This is a genomic window from Rhizobium sp. N621 (assembly GCF_001664325.1).
In the GTDB taxonomy this organism is placed as follows: Bacteria; Pseudomonadota; Alphaproteobacteria; order Rhizobiales; family Rhizobiaceae; genus Rhizobium; species Rhizobium esperanzae.
Window position 1 is genome coordinate 3,449,784 of sequence record NZ_CP013495.1, and the last position, 17,637, is coordinate 3,467,420.

General features: G+C 60.9%; 18 protein-coding genes. 11 read left to right on the forward strand and 7 right to left on the reverse strand.

All coding sequences use genetic code 11. The features are described 5' to 3' along the window. The first annotated feature begins 646 nt into the window (after window positions 1-646). Complete coding sequence (locus tag AMK00_RS16700; RefSeq protein ID WP_064804427.1) at window positions 647-889, forward strand: KTSC domain-containing protein; 243 nt, start codon at window positions 647-649, stop codon at window positions 887-889. Window positions 890-1,050: 161 nt separating this feature from the next. Here AMK00_RS16700 and AMK00_RS16705 read toward each other — a convergent pair whose 3' ends face one another. The 3 genes from AMK00_RS16705 to ung all read right to left on the reverse strand — a co-directional run bounded on the left by AMK00_RS16705 (window position 1,051) and on the right by ung (window position 3,435). Continuing rightward, complete coding sequence (locus tag AMK00_RS16705; protein WP_064811132.1) at window positions 1,051-1,656, reverse strand: alpha/beta hydrolase; 606 nt, start codon at window positions 1,654-1,656, stop codon at window positions 1,051-1,053. 9 nt (window positions 1,657-1,665) lie between these two features. Further along, a complete protein-coding gene (locus AMK00_RS16710) occupies window positions 1,666-2,598 on the reverse strand; it encodes a VOC family protein (protein WP_064811133.1) in 933 nt (310 codons plus the stop codon). 135 nt (window positions 2,599-2,733) lie between these two features. Continuing rightward, the gene (gene ung, locus AMK00_RS16715) at window positions 2,734-3,435 is read right to left on the reverse strand and encodes a uracil-DNA glycosylase (protein WP_064806284.1); all 702 of its coding nucleotides are present in this window, start codon (window positions 3,433-3,435) and stop codon (window positions 2,734-2,736) included. Window positions 3,436-3,666: 231 nt separating this feature from the next. Between ung and AMK00_RS16720 the strand changes: the two genes are divergently transcribed. The 3 genes from AMK00_RS16720 to AMK00_RS16730 all read left to right on the forward strand — a co-directional run bounded on the left by AMK00_RS16720 (window position 3,667) and on the right by AMK00_RS16730 (window position 6,994). Further along, window positions 3,667-5,091 carry a phosphomannomutase gene (locus tag AMK00_RS16720; protein WP_064804432.1) on the forward strand — a complete coding sequence of 475 codons (1,425 nt, stop codon included), beginning with the start codon at window positions 3,667-3,669 and terminating at the stop codon, window positions 5,089-5,091. Between the two features lie 40 nt (window positions 5,092-5,131). Further along, entirely contained in the window at window positions 5,132-6,559 is a 1,428-nt protein-coding gene (locus tag AMK00_RS16725) for a mannose-1-phosphate guanylyltransferase/mannose-6-phosphate isomerase (protein ID WP_064811134.1), read from the forward strand. Between the two features lie 129 nt (window positions 6,560-6,688). Beyond that, window positions 6,689-6,994: a hypothetical protein gene (locus tag AMK00_RS16730; protein ID WP_064804435.1), complete on the forward strand. Its 306-nt coding sequence runs from the start codon at window positions 6,689-6,691 to the stop codon at window positions 6,992-6,994. A 25-nt stretch (window positions 6,995-7,019) separates the two neighbouring features. Here the strand turns inward: AMK00_RS16730 and AMK00_RS16735 are convergent, their stop codons facing one another. Beyond that, window positions 7,020-7,976 (reverse strand): endonuclease/exonuclease/phosphatase family protein, encoded by a 957-nt coding sequence (locus AMK00_RS16735; protein ID WP_064806286.1) that lies wholly within the window; start codon window positions 7,974-7,976, stop codon window positions 7,020-7,022. A gap of 260 nt (window positions 7,977-8,236) precedes the next feature. On the opposite strand from AMK00_RS16735, the gene AMK00_RS16740 reads away from it, so the two are divergent. Further along, window positions 8,237-9,253, forward strand: coding sequence for an NAD-dependent epimerase/dehydratase family protein (locus tag AMK00_RS16740; RefSeq protein WP_064811135.1), 1,017 nt, complete (start codon window positions 8,237-8,239; stop codon window positions 9,251-9,253). Between the two features lie 11 nt (window positions 9,254-9,264). On the opposite strand, the gene AMK00_RS16745 is transcribed toward AMK00_RS16740, so the two are convergent. Then, on the reverse strand, window positions 9,265-9,579 hold the full coding sequence (locus AMK00_RS16745) for a hypothetical protein (protein WP_064804439.1): 315 nt from the start codon (window positions 9,577-9,579) through the stop codon (window positions 9,265-9,267). A 255-nt stretch (window positions 9,580-9,834) separates the two neighbouring features. Beyond that, entirely contained in the window at window positions 9,835-9,987 is a 153-nt protein-coding gene (locus tag AMK00_RS32605) for a hypothetical protein (protein WP_009988813.1), read from the reverse strand. A 234-nt stretch (window positions 9,988-10,221) separates the two neighbouring features. Here AMK00_RS32605 and AMK00_RS16750 point away from each other — a divergent pair, with 234 nt between their 5' ends. From AMK00_RS16750 to AMK00_RS16775, 6 genes are all read left to right on the forward strand, one after another. Then, window positions 10,222-10,926: a CerR family C-terminal domain-containing protein gene (locus tag AMK00_RS16750; RefSeq protein ID WP_064811136.1), complete on the forward strand. Its 705-nt coding sequence runs from the start codon at window positions 10,222-10,224 to the stop codon at window positions 10,924-10,926. Continuing rightward, the gene (hlyD, locus tag AMK00_RS16755; protein ID WP_064811137.1) at window positions 10,923-11,936 is read left to right on the forward strand and encodes a secretion protein HlyD; all 1,014 of its coding nucleotides are present in this window, start codon (window positions 10,923-10,925) and stop codon (window positions 11,934-11,936) included. Before AMK00_RS16750 ends, hlyD begins: the two co-directional genes overlap by 4 nt. Next, on the forward strand, window positions 11,933-13,678 hold the full coding sequence (locus AMK00_RS16760; protein WP_064811138.1) for an ATP-binding cassette domain-containing protein: 1,746 nt from the start codon (window positions 11,933-11,935) through the stop codon (window positions 13,676-13,678). The genes hlyD and AMK00_RS16760 overlap by 4 nt, the downstream gene beginning before the upstream one ends. Further along, complete coding sequence (locus AMK00_RS16765) at window positions 13,675-14,802, forward strand: ABC transporter permease (protein WP_064804446.1); 1,128 nt, start codon at window positions 13,675-13,677, stop codon at window positions 14,800-14,802. Before AMK00_RS16760 ends, AMK00_RS16765 begins: the two co-directional genes overlap by 4 nt. Before the next feature lies 1 nt (window position 14,803). Further along, the gene (locus AMK00_RS16770) at window positions 14,804-15,916 is read left to right on the forward strand and encodes an ABC transporter permease (protein WP_064804448.1); all 1,113 of its coding nucleotides are present in this window, start codon (window positions 14,804-14,806) and stop codon (window positions 15,914-15,916) included. Window positions 15,917-16,047: 131 nt separating this feature from the next. After that, the gene (locus AMK00_RS16775) at window positions 16,048-16,443 is read left to right on the forward strand and encodes a DUF1236 domain-containing protein (RefSeq protein WP_064804450.1); all 396 of its coding nucleotides are present in this window, start codon (window positions 16,048-16,050) and stop codon (window positions 16,441-16,443) included. 141 nt (window positions 16,444-16,584) lie between these two features. On the opposite strand, the gene AMK00_RS16780 is transcribed toward AMK00_RS16775, so the two are convergent. Further along, on the reverse strand, window positions 16,585-17,628 hold the full coding sequence (locus AMK00_RS16780; RefSeq protein ID WP_064804452.1) for a Gfo/Idh/MocA family protein: 1,044 nt from the start codon (window positions 17,626-17,628) through the stop codon (window positions 16,585-16,587). Window positions 17,629-17,637 lie beyond the last annotated feature (9 nt).

Genomic DNA, 17,637 nt, shown 5'->3' on the forward strand with positions numbered 1-17,637 from the left:
CCGCGTGGCGGGTTGATCGATTTCCCATCTATCGCTGCAACGGCACGAATCACAGTGTTCATAAGAAGTTGGCCTGATCGCGGCGTCGACAATGTAGCCGCAACCTGTTGCCATATTCAGAACGACATGATCCTTCACCGTTTGCTGAACCGCCTGCACCAGGCTCGCCTGGGCGGCCGCGACAGAACGCTGCGCGTCCAACACATCAAGCGATGAGGATTGGCCATCCTTGTCGCTCCCGATTGAAAGCGCAAGGGTCTCCGGCGTGATCTTCACCTGGGTGCGAAGCGCCGCAGCTCGCCAGCGATAGCAAAACGGCTGCCGCGGAGAACGGCGTTCTGTACTTATCCATAGTTGAGAAGACATCGCGATTAATATTAGGTTGTATTTTAGTACATGATGGTTAACTGCCGGTTAAGCTTATGTCTATTGGATCGATTCTTTCACCTTCAGCTGTGTCATCCAACATTTCCAAAGCTGGGAAAACTCGAAACCGCCGGCTTTCCACAGGCGAAGCCCCCGAAAAAGCTGTATAAATCAACTATAGCGAGAGGCGTTGGGAAAAAATGAACGTTAAAGCAGATCACGCTTGACGACCCTGCGACGCCGCTTAAATATGGTGCGCTGCGAGCGTGAATGACAATTCTTGATCAGGAATCTCAGATCCAAAACTGCGGGGTGCAAAGTGGAAACTGCGGTTGATTCGAAACTTATCGAGGCGATCAGCTACGACGAAGACAGCCGGCATCTACGGGTCTATCTGACCAACGGCCAGAGACGAGAATATGAAGGTGTTCCCAAAGGCGTCGTCGTCGGTTTGACGATGGCAGAATCACCGGGGAATTTTTACATGAAGGCAATAAGAGGCAAATATCCTCATCGCCCCTAAGCATGTCGCGGCAACGACATGCGCAAGGAGCGGATCTGAAAGATCGCGGCGCGCTTTAGATAATTTGTCGATCAACGACGACATGATCGTCGTTTCAGCAACGATGCGGGGCCGGCATTCGCCGGTCCCGCTCAATGTCTTGGCCACTGTGCTGGCACAGATCAATAGCCGCCGAGGAAGTCGCCAACCGCATTGATCTCCGATGGCGCGATCTCGTGCCCACCGGCATGCCAGACCGTCCTGACCTCCGCGCCCCGCCCCTCCAGGTGCGCAGACAGTGCCTGGGTCATCGCGACCGGAGCGATGGGATCCCGCTGCCCGGCTGTCACCAGCACCTTTCTTCCCGCGAGCGTCGACCGGGCCTCGGGCTGAAACGGAATGAGCGGATGCATCAAAACCGCCGCGTCGAAGATGCCCTTTTCGATCAGCACATTGGCCAGAATATTTGCGCCGTTCGAAAAACCCAGGCCGAGAATCTGGGAAGCGCGGTATTCATCGGCAAACGCCTTGACGTAGGCCGCCATCTTCTCCGTCGCACGTGAGAGGTCGGACATGTCGTAGACCCCGTCCCCGGTGCGGCGGAAAAACCGCGCCGCGCCATATTCGGAAACATCGCCGCGCGGCGAAAGAATCGTTGCTTCGGGCAACAGCCGTCGGCCGAAATCGAAGAATTGGTTTTCGTCGCCGCCGGTGCCGTGCAGCACGAGCAGAATAGGTTTGTCAGGTGCACCGGCATGCAGCCGGTGCACATATCCGGTTTTGGTCATATCGCCCTCCTACGCTTCGAGTGGCTGCAGATGCTGCTCGAGCAAGGCGCGAAGATGAGCGTGCTGCTGCGGCAGCTTCAGCGCTTCGCCGAGATGAGCCGAGTCCTCGTCACGGTCGAAGCCGGGCTCGTTGGTCGCGACCTCGAACAAAACACCGCCCGGCGTGCGGAAATAGATCGCCCAGAAATAATCCCGGTCGATCACCGGCGTGACCTGATAGCCCGTATCCATCAGCGCCTTGCGCACTTCGAGCTGCTTTTCGCGATTTTCGACGGCAAAGGCGACATGGTGGACGGAGCCGGCGCCGGGAAGCGCGCGGGCAATGTTCGGCATGGTTTCAAGGTCGATGAGGTGCGCGCCGTTGCCGCCGGGCCTGATCAGCCGTTTGACCCCGTCCCTTTCCTCGGCGACTTCGTAGCCCATGAACTTCAGCAGTTCGGCGGTGGCGCCTTCATCCCTCAGCCGCAAGGCAACGGAGTGAAAGCCGCGAATAGCGTGATCCTCGCCGATGCCGCCATGCGTCCACGGCTCGCGGTCATCGTCCTTGACCTCGACGAGCGCGAAGCCGTCGCCATCCGGCCCGGAGAAGTTCAGACGCTTTTCGCCGAAGCTTTCCTCAGCCTTCAGGCCGCCGAGACCAAGCGTGGCCAAGCGGTCGCTCCAGAAGCCGAGCGAGTCTTGCGGGACAGAAAATACCGTCGTGCCGACCTCCCCGGTCCCGGGCCGGCCCTGCGCCATCTTCGGGAACGGGAAATAGGTCATGATCGTGCCGGGCGCACCGGTCTCATCACCGTAGTAGAGGTGGTAGACATCAGGCGCGTCGAAATTGACAGTCTTCTTGACGCGACGCAGGCCGAGCGCATGGGTGAAAAACTGGTTATTGGTGCGGGCGTCCTCCGCCATCGACGTGACGTGGTGCAGACCCTTGATCTGATCGAGCATGTGAGACCCCTTTCTTGCCCGCCGTTCGCGGGCTTTTGATGGATCATAAATGCGCCTCACCCGGCCTCCGGAACAGACCCCGAGACCAAAACGCATTGTCTATTATTAGTGAACGAAGATCGGGGCGCGTTCACTTCAGGCGCCGTGAGGATCTGCCGGCAATTGCCAGTCGACCGGCGCCCGCCCGCGGGACTGGAGGAAGGCATTCGCCTTGGAAAAATGTTTGCAGCCAAAGAAGCCGTTATGGGCCGAAAGCGGCGAGGGATGCGGCGCCTTGAGCACCAGATGCCGCGCCGTATCGACAAAGGCGGCCTTGCGCTGGGCATAGGAGCCCCAGAGCATGAAGACGACGGATTCGCATTCGTCATTGACTTTGCCGATAATGGCATCGGTGAAGCGCTCCCACCCCTTGCCCTGATGGGCCGCCGCTTGGCCCTCCTCGACTGTCAGCACGCTGTTCAGCAGGAGCACGCCCTGCCTTGCCCAATGTTCGAGAAAGCCATGGCGCGCTGGCGTTATGCCGAGATCCGTCTCCATCTCCTTGTAGATATTGACGAGCGAGGGCGGTATGCGCACGCCGGGTCGGACGCTGAAGCATAGTCCATGAGCCTGCCCAAGTCCGTGATAGGGATCCTGTCCGAGGATGACGGCCTTGACGTTGGCAATCGGCGTCAAATCAAGAGCGCGGAAATATTCGCTGCCCTTCGGGAAGATCCGCTTGCCCACTTGTTTCTGCGCAACGAGGAAGGATTTGAGTTGTTGCATATAGGGGCTTGAAAACTCCCCTGCCAGCGCGGCCTTCCAGCTCTCATCGAGACTGACGGATATATCGCTCATCAGGAACCCTTCGGCATAGGACGAAACAATGGACATACGGTTCTAACAAAATAGGCTGATGTCGCAATGCCTGCGCTCTCGCGGCGGCTTCAGCCCATCGAAAGTCGGCAGCGGGCTGCAGAGCTTGTTCGAGACGTCATCGTCGGTGTTTACTATTATGCCTGCTTCGGTATTTACGCCGACTGGCGGGGTGAGTAGAACCTATTGTGACAATCGGGGGCATGTCTTCACATGAAATTCGGCACGAGCGGCCTTCGCGGACTTTCAGTAGATCTCAAGGGACGCGCTTCCGCCCTTTACGCTGCCGCGTTCGGCAAATATCTGCTGCGGACCGGCAGGGCGCAGGCGGGCGACGTTATTCTGATCGGCCGCGACTTTCGCGATTCAAGCCCTGAGATCTCGGCGAATTGCGCAGGCGCGCTGACAGCGCTCGGCTTCCGGATCTTCGATTGCGGCAATGTGCCGACACCGGCCCTTGCCCTTTATGGCCTCGAACGCAAGGCTGCGTGCCTGATGGTTACGGGCTCGCACATCCCGGCGGACCGCAACGGCATCAAATTTTATCGCCCGGACGGCGAAATCGACAAATCGGACGAGGCAGCCATTACTGCCGAGGCAGCCGAAATCGAGCGGAGCGGCCAAGCGCCGGTCGTGGGACCGGCCAAGATGGAAGAGCATGAAGCGATCTGCCGCCAGCTCTTTTTCGAACGCAATGCCATGCTGCTTCCAAAAGGCGCGCTGTCGGGCTTGAAGATCGGCATCTATCAGCACAGCACCGTCGCGCGCGACCTGATGGTCGACGTTCTCACCCATTACGGTGCCGAGATCATCGCTCTCGGACGCTCGGAGAGTTTCATTCCCGTCGACACCGAAGCCGTGTCCGACGAGACGATCACGCTGATGAAACGCTGGGTGTCCGAGCACCAGCTCGATGCGATCGTTTCGACCGATGGCGACGGCGACCGCCCCCTTGTCGCGGATGAAACCGGTGCGCCGCTGCGCGGCGACCTCCTCGGCCTTATAGCAGCCAATTTCTTGGGAGCTCTCACAGTGGTGACGCCCGTCACCTCCAATTCCGGCATCGATGCCGCAGGCTCCTTCGCCGTCAAGCGCACCCGTGTCGGCTCTCCCTTCGTCATAACAGGCATGGAAGAGGCCGTGGCCGCTGGCAATGACCGTGTCATGGGCTTCGAAGCCAATGGCGGCTTGCTGACCGCCAGCCCTTTCGATGTCAACGGGCAGAACGTCCGCGCCCTGCCGACGCGCGATTGTTTTATTCCCATGCTCGCAGTCCTGTCGCTTGCGGCCGCTCGCAGGCAGCCGCTCTCTGCCATTGCGACCTCCTATAAGCTGCCCTTCGCCGCTGCCGATCGTCTGGAGAATTTCCCGGTGGAGACGAGCGCCGCGCTGATGCAACACTTGCGCGCCTCGGATGAAAATCTCCGTTCTTTCCTGCAGCCGATCGGCGCAGTAGCGGCAAAATCCGATATTGACGGGCTTCGGGTGACGCTGACGGACGGCCGGATCATCCATTTCCGCCCATCCGGCAATGCGCCGGAAATGCGCTGCTACGTGGAAGCCGGCAGCGAGCCTGCAGCTCTCGACCTGCTGCACGCCGGCCTCAACAGAATAAGAGGCTGGGCAGCAGCCCGCTGACATGCAACCATTAAGGTCGTCTATCTCAAGGAATCCGCCTATGACGCAGAAAATCGTTCCCGTGATCATGGCCGGCGGCAAAGGCACGCGGCTCTGGCCGCTTTCCCGTGCGACCGCGCCGAAACAATTCATCCAGTTCGTCGGCAATAAGACGCTGTTTCAGGAAACGCTCGAACGCGTTTCCGATGCCGAGCTCTATGAAGCTCCGATCGTCGTCACCAATGAGGAGTTCCGCTTTCTGGTCGCCGAGCAGGCGCGCGAGCTTGCCATCCCGCTCGCCGCCGTCTTGCTCGAACCGGTCGCCCGCAACACCGCCGCCGCGGTCGCTGCCGCCGCGACGCTTGCCGCTGACCTCTTTGGTAAGGGCACTATCATCCAGATGCTCGCCTCAGACCATGAAATCCTCGCCGACAAGAGCTATTTCGACTGTATCCGCATCGCTCGCGAGGCGGCGGCCGACGGCAGGCTCGTCACCTTCGGCATCAACCCGACCGAGCCGGCGACGGGTTATGGCTATATCGAGATCGGCGATGCACTTGATAATGGCGCTCACAAGGTGAGCCGCTTCGTCGAGAAGCCGATATTGGACGAAGCCCAGCGGATGCTCGCCGACGGCGGCTTCTACTGGAACTCGGGCATCTTCATGTTCCCGGTGACGGAACTTCTTGCCGAGCTGCAGGAATATGCGCCCGAGGTGCTGAAGGCTGCAAGCAAGGCTGTTTCCAAGGCAAGCCGCGATCTCGACTTCACCCGCCTCGATGCCGACCATTTCGCCAAGAGCCCGGATATATCGATCGATTATGCGATCATGGAAAAGACCTCGAAGGCCGCGGTCGTCCCCTCGCCATTTCGGTGGTCGGACATGGGAAGCTGGGATGCCGTTTGGAAATCGGGCAAACGCGACGATAACGGCAATGTCGCCGCTGCCAACACGACCGTCGTCAACACCCGCAACTCGCTGGTCATGACGCATGGTGTGCACCTTGCCGTCCAAGGCATGGAGGATGTCGCCGTCATCGCCAGCGAAGACGCCGTCTATGTCGGACCGCTCAAGGACAGCCAGAATGTCGGGCAGTTGGTCAAGATGCTGGCCTCCTCCTCGGCGACGGCAAAATTCGCCGAAACGCATCCGACATCGTACCGACCGTGGGGCGGCTATACCTCCATCTTCAACGGCGACCGCTTTCAGGTGAAGCGCATCTTCGTCACGCCGGGCAAGAAGCTTTCGCTGCAAAAACACCACCATCGCTCTGAGCACTGGGTCGTCGTAAAGGGAACGGCCGAGGTGACGATCGGCGACAATGTGCAGATGCTGCGCGAGAACGAAAGCGTCTACATCCCACTCGGGGAAGTCCATCGTCTCGCCAACCCCGGCAAGATCGTCCTCGAACTCATCGAAGTTCAGACGGGCTCCTATCTTGGCGAGGACGATATCATCCGCATCGTCGACGAATTCGGAAGAACGTAAGCCAAGCGCCGGCCGGCGGGCCAGATTTGCCCGCCGGCGCTTCCGGCATGCCCACCATCCCTGTTGAATTCCCTTGCGGGATTCTCGTAGAATGAATGAGCCGACAGACCTGACGGGAGATGTCCTCTGATGCGTACCCTGCCCGCCCTCGCCGGATTTCTTTCAATCCTGCTGCCGGCAATTGCCTTTGCCCAAACGGCGAACATGCGAGCCGCAAGCGAGGCGGAAATCCGTCAGCATCTGCCCGGCACGTCGGAGCTGAAAGAAAGCAGCAACGGCTATGAATATCGCGAGGGCAGCAAGAATGGCTACAAGATCAACAATGGCGAGGTCTGTGTCCGGTTTCCCGACAAGTCGACCGACTGCGTCAACGTGAAGACTGACGGCAAGAATTTTCAGATGATCGACCGCAAGGGCGGCCGAACCAGATTCTGATTTCGGCCCGGCTTATCTTGCCTGTTTATCGCGCCGGCGCCGTCTCGCCGCTCTTATCGACGACGAATTCGGCGATCAGGCCTGAATGGTTGGAGCCGAGATTGTCGTCGAGGCGTTTCAACGACGTCAGATGAAGCGGCGCGCGCGCGAATATGTGATCGATGGCGATACCGAACCGACCGGCGGCGATCGGCCATGTCGCCGGTTCGGGCGCCATGGTCTTCAGTTTCTGCTTGCGCAGGAGAGCCTGAATGCTGGGGGCGATCGACGACGAATTGAAATCGCCGGACAGCACCAGCGGACCTGAGATCGCATCAAGTGCTTTGCTGAGATCTTCCAACTCTTCTATCTGGTAATCGTCGAAATAGGGTTTGGTCAGATGGGCCGATACGAGATTGACGGTTTGCCCGCCGAAATCGACGCTCGCTGCGACCAGCCTGTCTTTCCGCAAGCTGCCGATGCTCGCGACCTGGCGGATCGCGAACGGGCGTTTGGACAGCACCAGCGTATCGCAGCTGTCTTTGCCGTTGTCGCAGCCGATATGATACGGATAGACCTTGAACAATCGCTGCAGATGGAACGTCAGCGGCTTGGCTTCGAGCAGATTGACGACATCGGCATTCGAGGCGATCACCATATCCGCGATGGCGGTCGAATTTTTCCAGTTATCGATCGCAACGTTGAACGACATCAGCCGGAAAAGCGGCACCGTTCCCGTTCCCCTGTCGTCCTCCGCAAATTCACGTAGCATGATAGCGCCGTGCGCCGTTAGGAGCAGCGAGACAAGCAGAAGGGCAAAGCCGTAAGCATGTCTTTTGACAGCCAGGATGACGAGGCTGACGGCGGCGAATGTGAGGCCGAGATGGATCTGAAAACTGTAGATGAAGGAGAGCAGCCAGAAATTCGTGAGATAGCGCAGCGACACGACCGCAATGGCCAGGGTCAGAAACGCAGAGAGAATCCAATAAACTATGTTTCTCATCGATCCCTGGTTCCGCCTGAACAGGATGTCGCCCGAAAACCGCTCAACCTTTTCGGCATCATGCTCAAGACGACCCGCCGCCATAACATGCAAGCTGTTATGGTGCAATGCAGCATAATGTCCGGAGACGATGACAGCGGCCTCACATCAAGTGCTATCTTTCAAACGCCTATCGACTCGGCCTCTTTTTATCCTGTAAGTGGGTGCCATTTTACGGAATCGGCTTTTGCCGTCGGCAGGGAGCCGAGAAAAAGGTGGGAATGCGCTACTTCATTACAGGCACTGCCGGCTTTATCGGTTTTCATCTGGCCAGGCGCCTGCTGCAGGAAGGGCATGAGGTGACGGGCTTCGACGGCCTCACGCCTTATTACAATGTCAAGCTCAAAGAGATGCGTCATGCGGCACTCTCCCAGTTTCCGGCCTTCCGACCTGTCATCTCAATGCTTGAGGACCGGCCGGCACTGGAGGCGGCAGTCTCCGCGGCCGCGCCTGACATCCTGATCCATCTCGCCGCGCAAGCTGGAGTCCGCTACAGCCTGGAAAATCCCGAAGCCTATATACATTCGAACGTCGAAGGCTCCTGGAATATCATGGAAATCGCCCGGCGGGTTGAAGTTCGCCATCTGATGCTGGCCTCGACATCCTCGATCTATGGCGCCAACGCGACTGTCCCCTTCCGCGAGACCGATCGCGCCGACGAACCGCTGACTATCTATGCCGCGACGAAGAAATCGATGGAGCTGATGGCGCACAGCTATGCCCATCTGCATAAGATTCCGACGACCGCCTTCCGTTTCTTCACCGTTTATGGCCCATGGGGCCGGCCCGATATGGCGCTGTTCAAATTCGCCAAGAACATGCTCGAAGGCCAGCCGATCGAGATCTACGGCGAAGGCAATATGAGCCGCGACTTCACCTATATCGATGACCTCGTCGAAGCGATCGTCAGGTTGTCGGCAATTGCCCCGAGCGAGGAAAATCGGCTCGGTGACCCTGGGATCGAAACGCTTTCGCGCCAGGCGCCCTTCCGCGTCGTCAATATCGGCGGCGGTCAGCCCGTCAGCCTGATGGATTTCGTCGAGACGGTGGAAAAAGCGCTCGGCCGTCCTGCCATCCGCAAGATGCTGGCGATGCAGAAGGGCGACGTGCCGCGCACCTTCGCTGCCCCCGATCTGCTCGTGGCGCTGACGGGATACAAGCCCGACACGACATTGGAGGTCGGCGTCAAGGCCTTCGTCGACTGGTATATCGACGTGCATCGCGAACTGAATGCCTGAAGCGCGTTGCTTTAACGGAGAAGCGTGACTGCTTCCACAGCACCGACCGCCGTCGAGAATACATAGCCGATGGCAACGCTCAGGCTCTGCGAATAGGCCTTGAGCTGAGAACCCCTACCCTCGACGGCAGCCGGGCCGCGCAGAACGAGAGGAACGCTCGGCCGCACGAAACCGGCGCGCGTCGTCAAAGGAATTTCAGGCGAATGGCCGATGGCGGAAGTGTAGATCAGGTCGCGCGCGAGGCTCGCAGGCCCGATGGCGAAGGCCGGACCGGCGGCCGCGGCAATGCCCAAAGTCAGGGTGATGGCGGCAAGAGTTTTCTGCATCTCGAAGTCCCCGTTTTCGGATCGCGGGCTTTTGTTTCGCCCGGCTCCAAGCGATCGACGCGTCTGTCCACGCTTCGGCCGCCTTCATGAGAACACTCTACACGTCAGTATTTGCAGGGCTTTTAAGCAGATCGATCAAATTTTAGGAAATTTGATTTTCTGTTTGGAAGGGCTCCAGATAGGCACGAAAATGCCTTGGCCGGCGGCTGGACGGCGGCATCGGCAAATCGTCCATGATTGGACACTGATCGCAGTCTAGAGAATGCGATCCAGCTTCTTGTTGATATGCAGGTTCGGCATCAATCCCGCACTTTGGGCGGCATGATAGGATTCTCGCGCCGCATCGAACGAGATCGACCACATAATGGCGCTCAACAGGAGCGCGATAATATAGATCTGAATACGCATGGATCTGCCGATACGGAAAGAGCAAGGCAGTTTTGTGTCAAAAAATGAGCGTATAACGCGAAACAATATGCTTTCAGAGCCGCTGAGAATGGCACCTGGCATCTTAGAGCGCGTGCGTGGAATTCATCCTGATCCAGGGTAGGGCAAAGTCGCAGCTCGCGTCCTCGACCGGAACGGTCGCCGCGGAAATAATCAATCGATTGACTTATTTCATTAACGGCGCTATAAAATATCATGATCCGAGAACGCGACATTCCAAATCAGCCGGCTTCAGCCCGTGCCGAGATCACGCGCCAGAAGATGCTGAGCGCCGCGCTCGACGTGTTCGGGCGCTACGGGTTCGATGGCGCCTCGACACGCCAGCTGACCGAAGCCGCCGGCGTCAACCTGCAGGCGATCCCCTATTATTTCGGCAGCAAGGAAGGCCTCTACATCGCCACCGCCGAATATCTGATGATGAGGATCGATGCACATGTCAGCGGCATGAGGGCGCGCATCAGCGCGCATCTGATGGCGCTCGACGCAGCCGGCGAGCCGCTCGGTGAAGCCGACGCCCGCCTCTTCCTGACCGAAGTTCTCCAGACCATGGTGACGCTCTTCGTCGCCAAGGAATCGGAACCCTGGGCCCGCTTCCTCATCCGCGAGCAGATGGAGCCGACAGAGGCTTTCAAGCGGGTCTATCGGGGCATCATGAGGCCGATGATCGAAATGGGTCGGCGCCTGGTCGGCGCCATTCTTGGCGAAGATCCGGCGTCCGAACATGTGCGCCTGCGCACTTTCAACCTCGTCGGCAGCATCCTCATCTTCCGCTTCGCCCATGCTGCCGTACTCGCCCAGATGGAATGGGACGCCTTCGGCCCGGAACAGGTGGAAATCTTGCGGGGCCTTGCTGCCGAACTGGTCGATGTCATCGGCCCGCCGAAAGGAGGCGCAGCATGAAACGCATCCTTCCTATCGCGATCCTTCTCCTCCTTGCGGCAGGTGCCGCCGCCTGGTGGTACGGCCTGCCCGAGCGGTTCGGCTGGCTGCCCGAGGCGCGGCGCGAATTCGTTCTTTACGGTAATGTCGATATCCGTCAGGTCTCGCTCGGCTTCCGCGTCAGCGGCCGCCTCTCCGAACTGCGCGTCGACGAGGGCGATGTCGTCAAGAGCGGCACGGTCCTGGCGAAGCTCGACGCTGCGCCCTATGAATTCGCCGTCCGCTCCGGCGAGGCCAATGCCGCGGCCCTACGCGCGACGCTCGACAAGCTGAAGGCTGGTCCGCGGCCGACCGAGATCGCCCAGGCGCGAGCTGCCTACGACGAAAGCCTGGCGGATCTGCAGAATGCCAACCTCGCTTACGACCGCGCCCGCCAGCTTCGCCCGCAGGGCACGATTTCCGAAGCGAACCTCGACCAGGCGACCGCCGCAAAGGCGATGGCCGCCGCCCGCTCGCAATCGGCCAGCGAGGCACTGAAGCTGCTGCAGGAAGGCTCGCGCGTCGAGGATATCGCCGCCGCCGACGCCCAGCTGAAGGCCGCCGAGGCCACACTCGCCTCAGCCCGAACCTCGCTCGCAGACACCGAACTGCGTGCTCCGAACGATGGCGTCATCCTCTCGCGGGTGCGGGAGAACGGCGCGATCGTCTCGCCGGCCGATACCGTCTTCGTGCTCTCCCTGACAGAGCCGGTCTGGGTGCGCAGCTATGTCGCCGAGCCCGATCTCGGCCGCATCCACCCCGGCATGAAAGTATCCGTCGCCTCCGATACTGCGCCCGACAAGCCCTATGAAGGCACCATCGGCTTCATCTCGCCGGTCGCCGAATTCACGCCGAAGTCGGTGGAAACGCCTGAACTGAGGACGGATCTCGTCTATCGCCTGAGGATCGTCATCGACAGACCCGGCCCCGACCTGCGGCAGGGCATGCCGGTCACCGTGCGGCTGTCCGCGCCGCCGGCAGGCGGACAATGACTGCCCCCGAACCCGGTCGGGACGCCAGGCCGCTCGTTCGGATCGACGGCGTCACCAAACGCTTCGGCGGTGCGCCTGCAGCCCTTAACGCCGTCTCCGGCGTCATCGGCGGCGGCGCGATCACCGGCCTCGTTGGCCCCGACGGTGCCGGCAAGACGACGCTGATCCGGCTGATGACCGGCCTGATGCTGCCCGACACCGGAACGATGGAAGTTCTGGGCTTCGACACCAGAAAGAATGCCGCCGGCATTCAGACGGCGATCGGCTACATGCCGCAGCGCTTCGGTCTTTATGAGGATCTCTCGGTGCAGGAAAACCTCGACCTCTATGCCGATTTGCGCGGCCTGCCGAGGAGCGAACGCACCGGCGCCTTCGACGAGCTGCTGACCTTCACCGACCTCAAGCGCTTCACCGGCAGGCTCGCCGGAAAGCTCTCCGGCGGCATGAAACAGAAGCTCGGCCTTGCCTGCGCGCTTCTAAAAAAGCCGCGTCTGCTGCTGCTCGACGAACCGGGCGTCGGCGTCGATCCGATCTCGCGCCGCGACCTCTGGAAGATGGTCGAGAACCTGACCAGGGAAGGCATCGGCGTGGTCTGGTCGACCGCCTATCTCGACGAGGCCGAAGCCTGCGACCACGTGCTGCTCTTGAGCCAGGGAAAACTGCTCTTCTCGGGAAAACCGAATGAAATGACCGAGCGCGTCAGCGACCGCGTCTTCCGGGTCCCCAATGTGACTGGCCGCCGCCGGCAGGTTCTCGCCGAACTCCTGCAGGCCGATGGGGTCATCGACGGCGTGATCCAGGGCGAGGCGATCCGCCTCGTCGCGGCCAGTGGCAAGACGCCCGATATCGGCAAGGCCGGCAATGGCGCATCGCTTTCCCCTGCCCCACCGCGTTTCGAGGACGCCTTCGTCGATATGCTCGGCGGCGGCCCCGGCGGCCGCTCCCGGCTCGCCGAAGCGCAAGAGCCGCTGAAAGCCGAGGGCGACCGCCCGGTGATCGAGGCCAGGGGTCTGACCAAGCGCTTCGGCGATTTCACCGCCGCCGACGACATCAGCTTCGATATCCGCCGCGGCGAGATCTTCGGCCTGCTTGGGCCAAACGGCGCCGGCAAGTCCACCACCTTCAAGATGCTCTGCGGCCTGTTGAAACCGACCGGCGGCGAAGGCCGCGTCGCCGGTTTCGATCTTCGCCGCGACGCTGCCGAAGCACGCAATCAGCTCGGCTATATGGCGCAGAAATTCTCGCTCTACGGCGATCTTACAGTCATGCAGAACCTGGAATTCTTCGCCGGCGTCTATGGCCTTCGCGGGCAGCGAAGGCGCGAGCGCATAGAGCTGATGGCCGATATATTCGATTTCGGCCGCCACGCCCACGAACCCGCCAAGGATCTGCCGCTCGGGCTCAAGCAACGCCTGGCGCTTGCCTGCGCCGTCATGCACGAACCGCGCGCCCTCTTCCTCGATGAACCGACCTCCGGCGTCGATCCGATCACTCGCCGCGAGTTCTGGACGCATATCAACGGCTTGGTCGAAAAGGGTGTCACCGTGCTCGTCACCACCCATTTCATGGACGAGGCGGAATATTGCGACCGCATTTCGCTGATCTACCGCGGCCGTTCGATCGCGCTCGGTTCTCCCGATGAGTTGAAGGCACGTGTCGCGACAAAGGATGCGCCGGACCCGACGATGGAGGACGCCTTCATCGCGCTGGTGCAGCAATCGGAAGCGGAGGATGCAGCATGAGGATTTCCTCCGGCCGGCTCCGGCGTCTTGCAGCTCTGGTGCGCAAGGAAAGCTTCCAGGCGATCCGCGACCCGAGCAGCATCCTCATCGCCTTCGTGTTGCCGCTGATCCTGCTCTTCCTCTTCGGCTACGGCGTCTCGCTGGATACAACGCGCACCCGCATCGGCCTCGTGACCGAGGAGATGACGCCGCTGACCCAGGACCTCGCGGCCAGCTTCCGCGCCTCGCGCTATTTCGACGTGGTGATCGGCCGTGACCGCCGCCTGTTCGAGGAAGATCTCGTGATCGGAAAGGTGCGTGGCATCGTCGTCATTCCGGCCGATTTCACCACCCGCAACACCGCCGGCAACCGCCCGGAGGTCCAGGTGATTGTCGACGGCTCCGATCCGAACACGGCGAATTTTGTACAAAACTACGCGCAAGGCGCCATTGCCAACTGGGAACAGCAGAGACAGGCGGGCGTCGCCTCCCATAGCCCCGCCATCGCGGTCGAGCAGCGCTTCTGGTTCAATCCGGAGCTGACCAGTCGCAACTTCCTCGTGCCGGGCTCGATCGCCATCGTAATGACACTGGTCGGCACATTGCTGACCTCGCTCGTCGTCGCCCGCGAATGGGAGCGCGGGACGATGGAAGCAATGATGGCGACGCCGGTGACGGCCGTCGAGCTGCTTGCCGGCAAGATCCTGCCCTATTTTCTACTCGGCCTCACCTCGATGACGCTCTGTGTACTGCTTGCGGTCTTTCTCTTCGGCGTGCCGTTCCGCGGCTCCGTCGCCGGCCTTTATGCCCTGTCGGCCGCCTTCCTGATCCCGGCGCTCGGGCAAGGCCTGTTGATCTCGACGGCAACCAAGAACCAGTTTCTCGCCTCGCAGCTGGCACTGATCTCCGCCTTCCTGCCGGCCTTTCTGCTCTCGGGCTTCCTGTTCGAGATCAACTCCATGCCCAAGATCATCCAGTGGATCACCTTCATCGTGCCGGCCCGCTACCTGATCCCCAGCCTGCAGACGGTGTTTCTCGCCGGCGACATCTGGCCAATGTTCGGTCGAGCAATCTCGGTCATGCTGACGATCGGCGGCGTCATGTTCGTGCTCGCCGCACGCAGCACCAGAAAGAGGATCGGCTGAGATGGGATGGACCAGGCTCTACGCCCTCATCGTCAAGGAATTGCTCGCCGTGCTGCGCGACCCCAAGGGCCGCGCCATCCTGATCGGCCCGCCGATCGTCCAGCTCCTCGTCTTTTCCTATGCGGCGACGCTCGAAGTGCGCAATGTCGACGTCATGATCCTCAACCGCGACAGCGGCCATTGGGGCCAGGAGCTGATCGAGCGCATCGATGGCTCGCCGACCTTCCGCAATATCGAGATCGCCGCCGAACAGGCGCAGGTCCAGGTGGCGATCGACAATCAGACGGTCATCGCCGCGGTCGAAATCGGCCCGGATTTCTCCCGCAATATCGAAGCAGGGACGCCGACCGACCTGCAGGTGGTGCTCGACGGCCGCCGCTCCAACGCCTCGCAGATCGTTGCGGGCTACCTCTTGCAGATCGGCGCGGCGCTTGCTGCCGATACGCCGGCCGGCAAACGCGCCGGCGCCAGTATCGTCTCATCCGTGCCGCGCAACTGGTTCAACCCGAACCTCACCTATCAATGGTTCATGGTGCCGAACCTGATCGCCAGCATCGCGCTCCTCATCGGCCTGATCGTCACGGCGCTGTCGATCGCCCGCGAGCGCGAGCTCGGCACCTTCGATCAGCTGATGGTCTCGCCGTTGCGCCTGCACGAGATCCTGATCGGCAAGCTCATCCCGCCGATGATGATCGGCCTCTTTCACATAACCGTCTATATTCTCGCCGCCGTCTTCCTCTTCGAGGTGCCGCTGCGCGGCTCGCTCTTCCTGCTTTACGGCAGCGCGATCTTTTATCTCGGTTCTGTTGCCGGCCTCGGTCTTTTCATCTCCGCCCTGTCGATGACGCAGCAGCAGGCGATCCTCGGCGCCTTTCTGTTCATGGTCCCTGCCATGCTGCTCTCGGGCTTCGCGACCCCGATCGAAAACATGCCGGGCTGGCTGCAGCCGATAACCTACGTCAATCCGCTGCGCTATTTCCTGGTGATCGTCAAAGGCGTTTTCCTCAAGGATATCCCGTTGAGCGAGGTGGTGAACCAGACCATCCCGCTGGCGCTAATCGCCACGGTGACGCTCAGCGCCGCCGCTTGGCTCTTCCGCCGGCGCCTGGAATAATCCCGGTCCCACACATGCTGCGGCCGTCTCACAGAATGTAAACCGGCCTCCCAAAGCGTGACTCTTTGCTGCTGGAACCTCGATTTGGCATCGTCGTTACCCAAACGCAACCCCAGCAAAGGAGAAGCAAAATGTACAAGATTCTACTTGTCTCCAGCGCCCTTGCGCTGTCGTCGCTTGCCACCAACGCTCTGGCTGACGGAGCCGTGACCGGCGCTGCTGGCGGTGCCATCACCGGCGCGATCGTCGGTGGCCCCGTAGGCGCTGCCGTGGGCGGCATAGCCGGCGGTGTTGCCGGCGCCGTGGTTGATCCGCCGCCGCGTGAGGTCGTCACCTACGTTCAGCAGCAGCCGGCCCCGACCTCCCGCGTGGTCGTCGAGCAGCCGATCGTCGTCGGCAAGCCGCTTCCGGCTGATGTCGTCGTGACGCCAGTGCCTGACAACCCGAAATATGCCTATACGGTCGTCAACGACCGTCGTGTGATCGTTGAACCCCGCACGCATCGCGTCGTGCAGGTCATCGAGTAATCAAGCGGTCGAGACCGCCTGCTGCGGCTCGACTACCTCGGGCCCCGCTTCGGTGGGGCCCTTTTTCTACGTTTGCACCAACGGCGCGCCATAGCACGGCAAACCGCCGTCTGATCGGCGGCTTCCATATCCCAACAGGTATCAGACCTTCAGCTCGCGCCGCTCGCGCTCGGTCGTCATGGCAAGGTCGAGCACCTTCTGCAGGTTGGCGGCGTGGCGGAAGTTCGGGTCGGGCTGGATACCGCTTGCTACGGCCTCGGCGAACCGCTGGTAGTTGGTCGGCACCGGCGTCACCTCGATCTCCCTCCAGGTGGCGGTCTCGGCATCCTCGCCGAGGCACCCGCGCAATTCGGAACCGCCGGGGCGATGAATGACCTCGAGGCTGCCCTTCTCGCCATAGATGCGCAGCTTCAGCTCGTTCAGGTGGCCCGTCGCCCAGCGGCTGGCATGGATGACGCCGAGCGCGCCGTTGGCGAAATCGACCGACATGGTGAAACTGTCATTGGCGTCGAGCATATATTCGCCGATCTGACCGCCGGGCGCCTTGTTGAAGGTCTTCAGCCGCGCAAAGACATGGTCGATGTCGGTCGCGGCGCCATAGGCGGCGAAATCGAGGATGTGGATGCCGACATCGCCGAGCACCCCGTTCGAGCCGTGGCCGGTGGAAAGCCGCCACAGCCAGGTCGATTCGGTACGCCAGTCGCCCCAGGCGCGCGAGACGAGCCAGCTCTGGAGATAGGAGGCCTCCACATGCTTGATCGTGCCGAGTTCGCCGGCGAGCACCATCTCGCGGGCGCGCTGAAGCGGCGCGACGTTGCGATAGGTGAGGTTGACCATGTTGATGACACCGGCCTTTTCGGCCGCTTCCGTCATCTCCAGCGCCTTCGGATAGTTTTCCGCCAACGGCTTCTCGCAGAGCACATGTTTGCCGGCCGCAATCAGCGCCATGGTGGTCGGGTGATGGATGCGATCGGGTGTGATGTTCGTCGCCGCATCGAACTCGCCCCAGGCGATCGCCTCATCCAATGAATGAAACCGCTTTTCGATATTGAACTTGTCGGCAAAGGCGGAAAGCCGGTCGGGATCGGTGTCGACGGCCCCAACCACCGTCACCCCGTCGATTTTGCTGAAGTGGGTGAGCTGGTTTTTCGCCATCACGCCCGTGCCAAGAACGAGTAGTCGCATGAATGCTCC

What these genes read in the sequence shown, in the direction of transcription:
- AMK00_RS16705 (WP_064811132.1), bottom strand. Translation starts at nt 1,656, where the DNA reads ATGACCAAAACCGGATATGTGCACCGGCTGCATGCCGGTGCACCTGAC.
- AMK00_RS16710 (WP_064811133.1), bottom strand. Translation starts at nt 2,598, where the DNA reads ATGCTCGATCAGATCAAGGGTCTGCACCACGTCACGTCGATGGCGGAG.
- ung (WP_064806284.1), bottom strand. Translation starts at nt 3,435, where the DNA reads ATGAGCGATATATCCGTCAGTCTCGATGAGAGCTGGAAGGCCGCGCTG.
- AMK00_RS16720 (WP_064804432.1), top strand. Translation starts at nt 3,667, where the DNA reads ATGAAATTCGGCACGAGCGGCCTTCGCGGACTTTCAGTAGATCTCAAG.
- AMK00_RS16725 (WP_064811134.1), top strand. Translation starts at nt 5,132, where the DNA reads ATGACGCAGAAAATCGTTCCCGTGATCATGGCCGGCGGCAAAGGCACG.
- AMK00_RS16730 (WP_064804435.1), top strand. Translation starts at nt 6,689, where the DNA reads ATGCGTACCCTGCCCGCCCTCGCCGGATTTCTTTCAATCCTGCTGCCG.
- AMK00_RS16735 (WP_064806286.1), bottom strand. Translation starts at nt 7,976, where the DNA reads ATGAGAAACATAGTTTATTGGATTCTCTCTGCGTTTCTGACCCTGGCC.
- AMK00_RS16740 (WP_064811135.1), top strand. Translation starts at nt 8,237, where the DNA reads ATGCGCTACTTCATTACAGGCACTGCCGGCTTTATCGGTTTTCATCTG.
- AMK00_RS16745 (WP_064804439.1), bottom strand. Translation starts at nt 9,579, where the DNA reads ATGCAGAAAACTCTTGCCGCCATCACCCTGACTTTGGGCATTGCCGCG.
- AMK00_RS32605 (WP_009988813.1), bottom strand. Translation starts at nt 9,987, where the DNA reads ATGCGTATTCAGATCTATATTATCGCGCTCCTGTTGAGCGCCATTATG.
- AMK00_RS16750 (WP_064811136.1), top strand. Translation starts at nt 10,222, where the DNA reads ATGATCCGAGAACGCGACATTCCAAATCAGCCGGCTTCAGCCCGTGCC.
- hlyD (WP_064811137.1), top strand. Translation starts at nt 10,923, where the DNA reads ATGAAACGCATCCTTCCTATCGCGATCCTTCTCCTCCTTGCGGCAGGT.
- AMK00_RS16760 (WP_064811138.1), top strand. Translation starts at nt 11,933, where the DNA reads ATGACTGCCCCCGAACCCGGTCGGGACGCCAGGCCGCTCGTTCGGATC.
- AMK00_RS16765 (WP_064804446.1), top strand. Translation starts at nt 13,675, where the DNA reads ATGAGGATTTCCTCCGGCCGGCTCCGGCGTCTTGCAGCTCTGGTGCGC.
- AMK00_RS16770 (WP_064804448.1), top strand. Translation starts at nt 14,804, where the DNA reads ATGGGATGGACCAGGCTCTACGCCCTCATCGTCAAGGAATTGCTCGCC.
- AMK00_RS16775 (WP_064804450.1), top strand. Translation starts at nt 16,048, where the DNA reads ATGTACAAGATTCTACTTGTCTCCAGCGCCCTTGCGCTGTCGTCGCTT.
- AMK00_RS16780 (WP_064804452.1), bottom strand. Translation starts at nt 17,628, where the DNA reads ATGCGACTACTCGTTCTTGGCACGGGCGTGATGGCGAAAAACCAGCTC.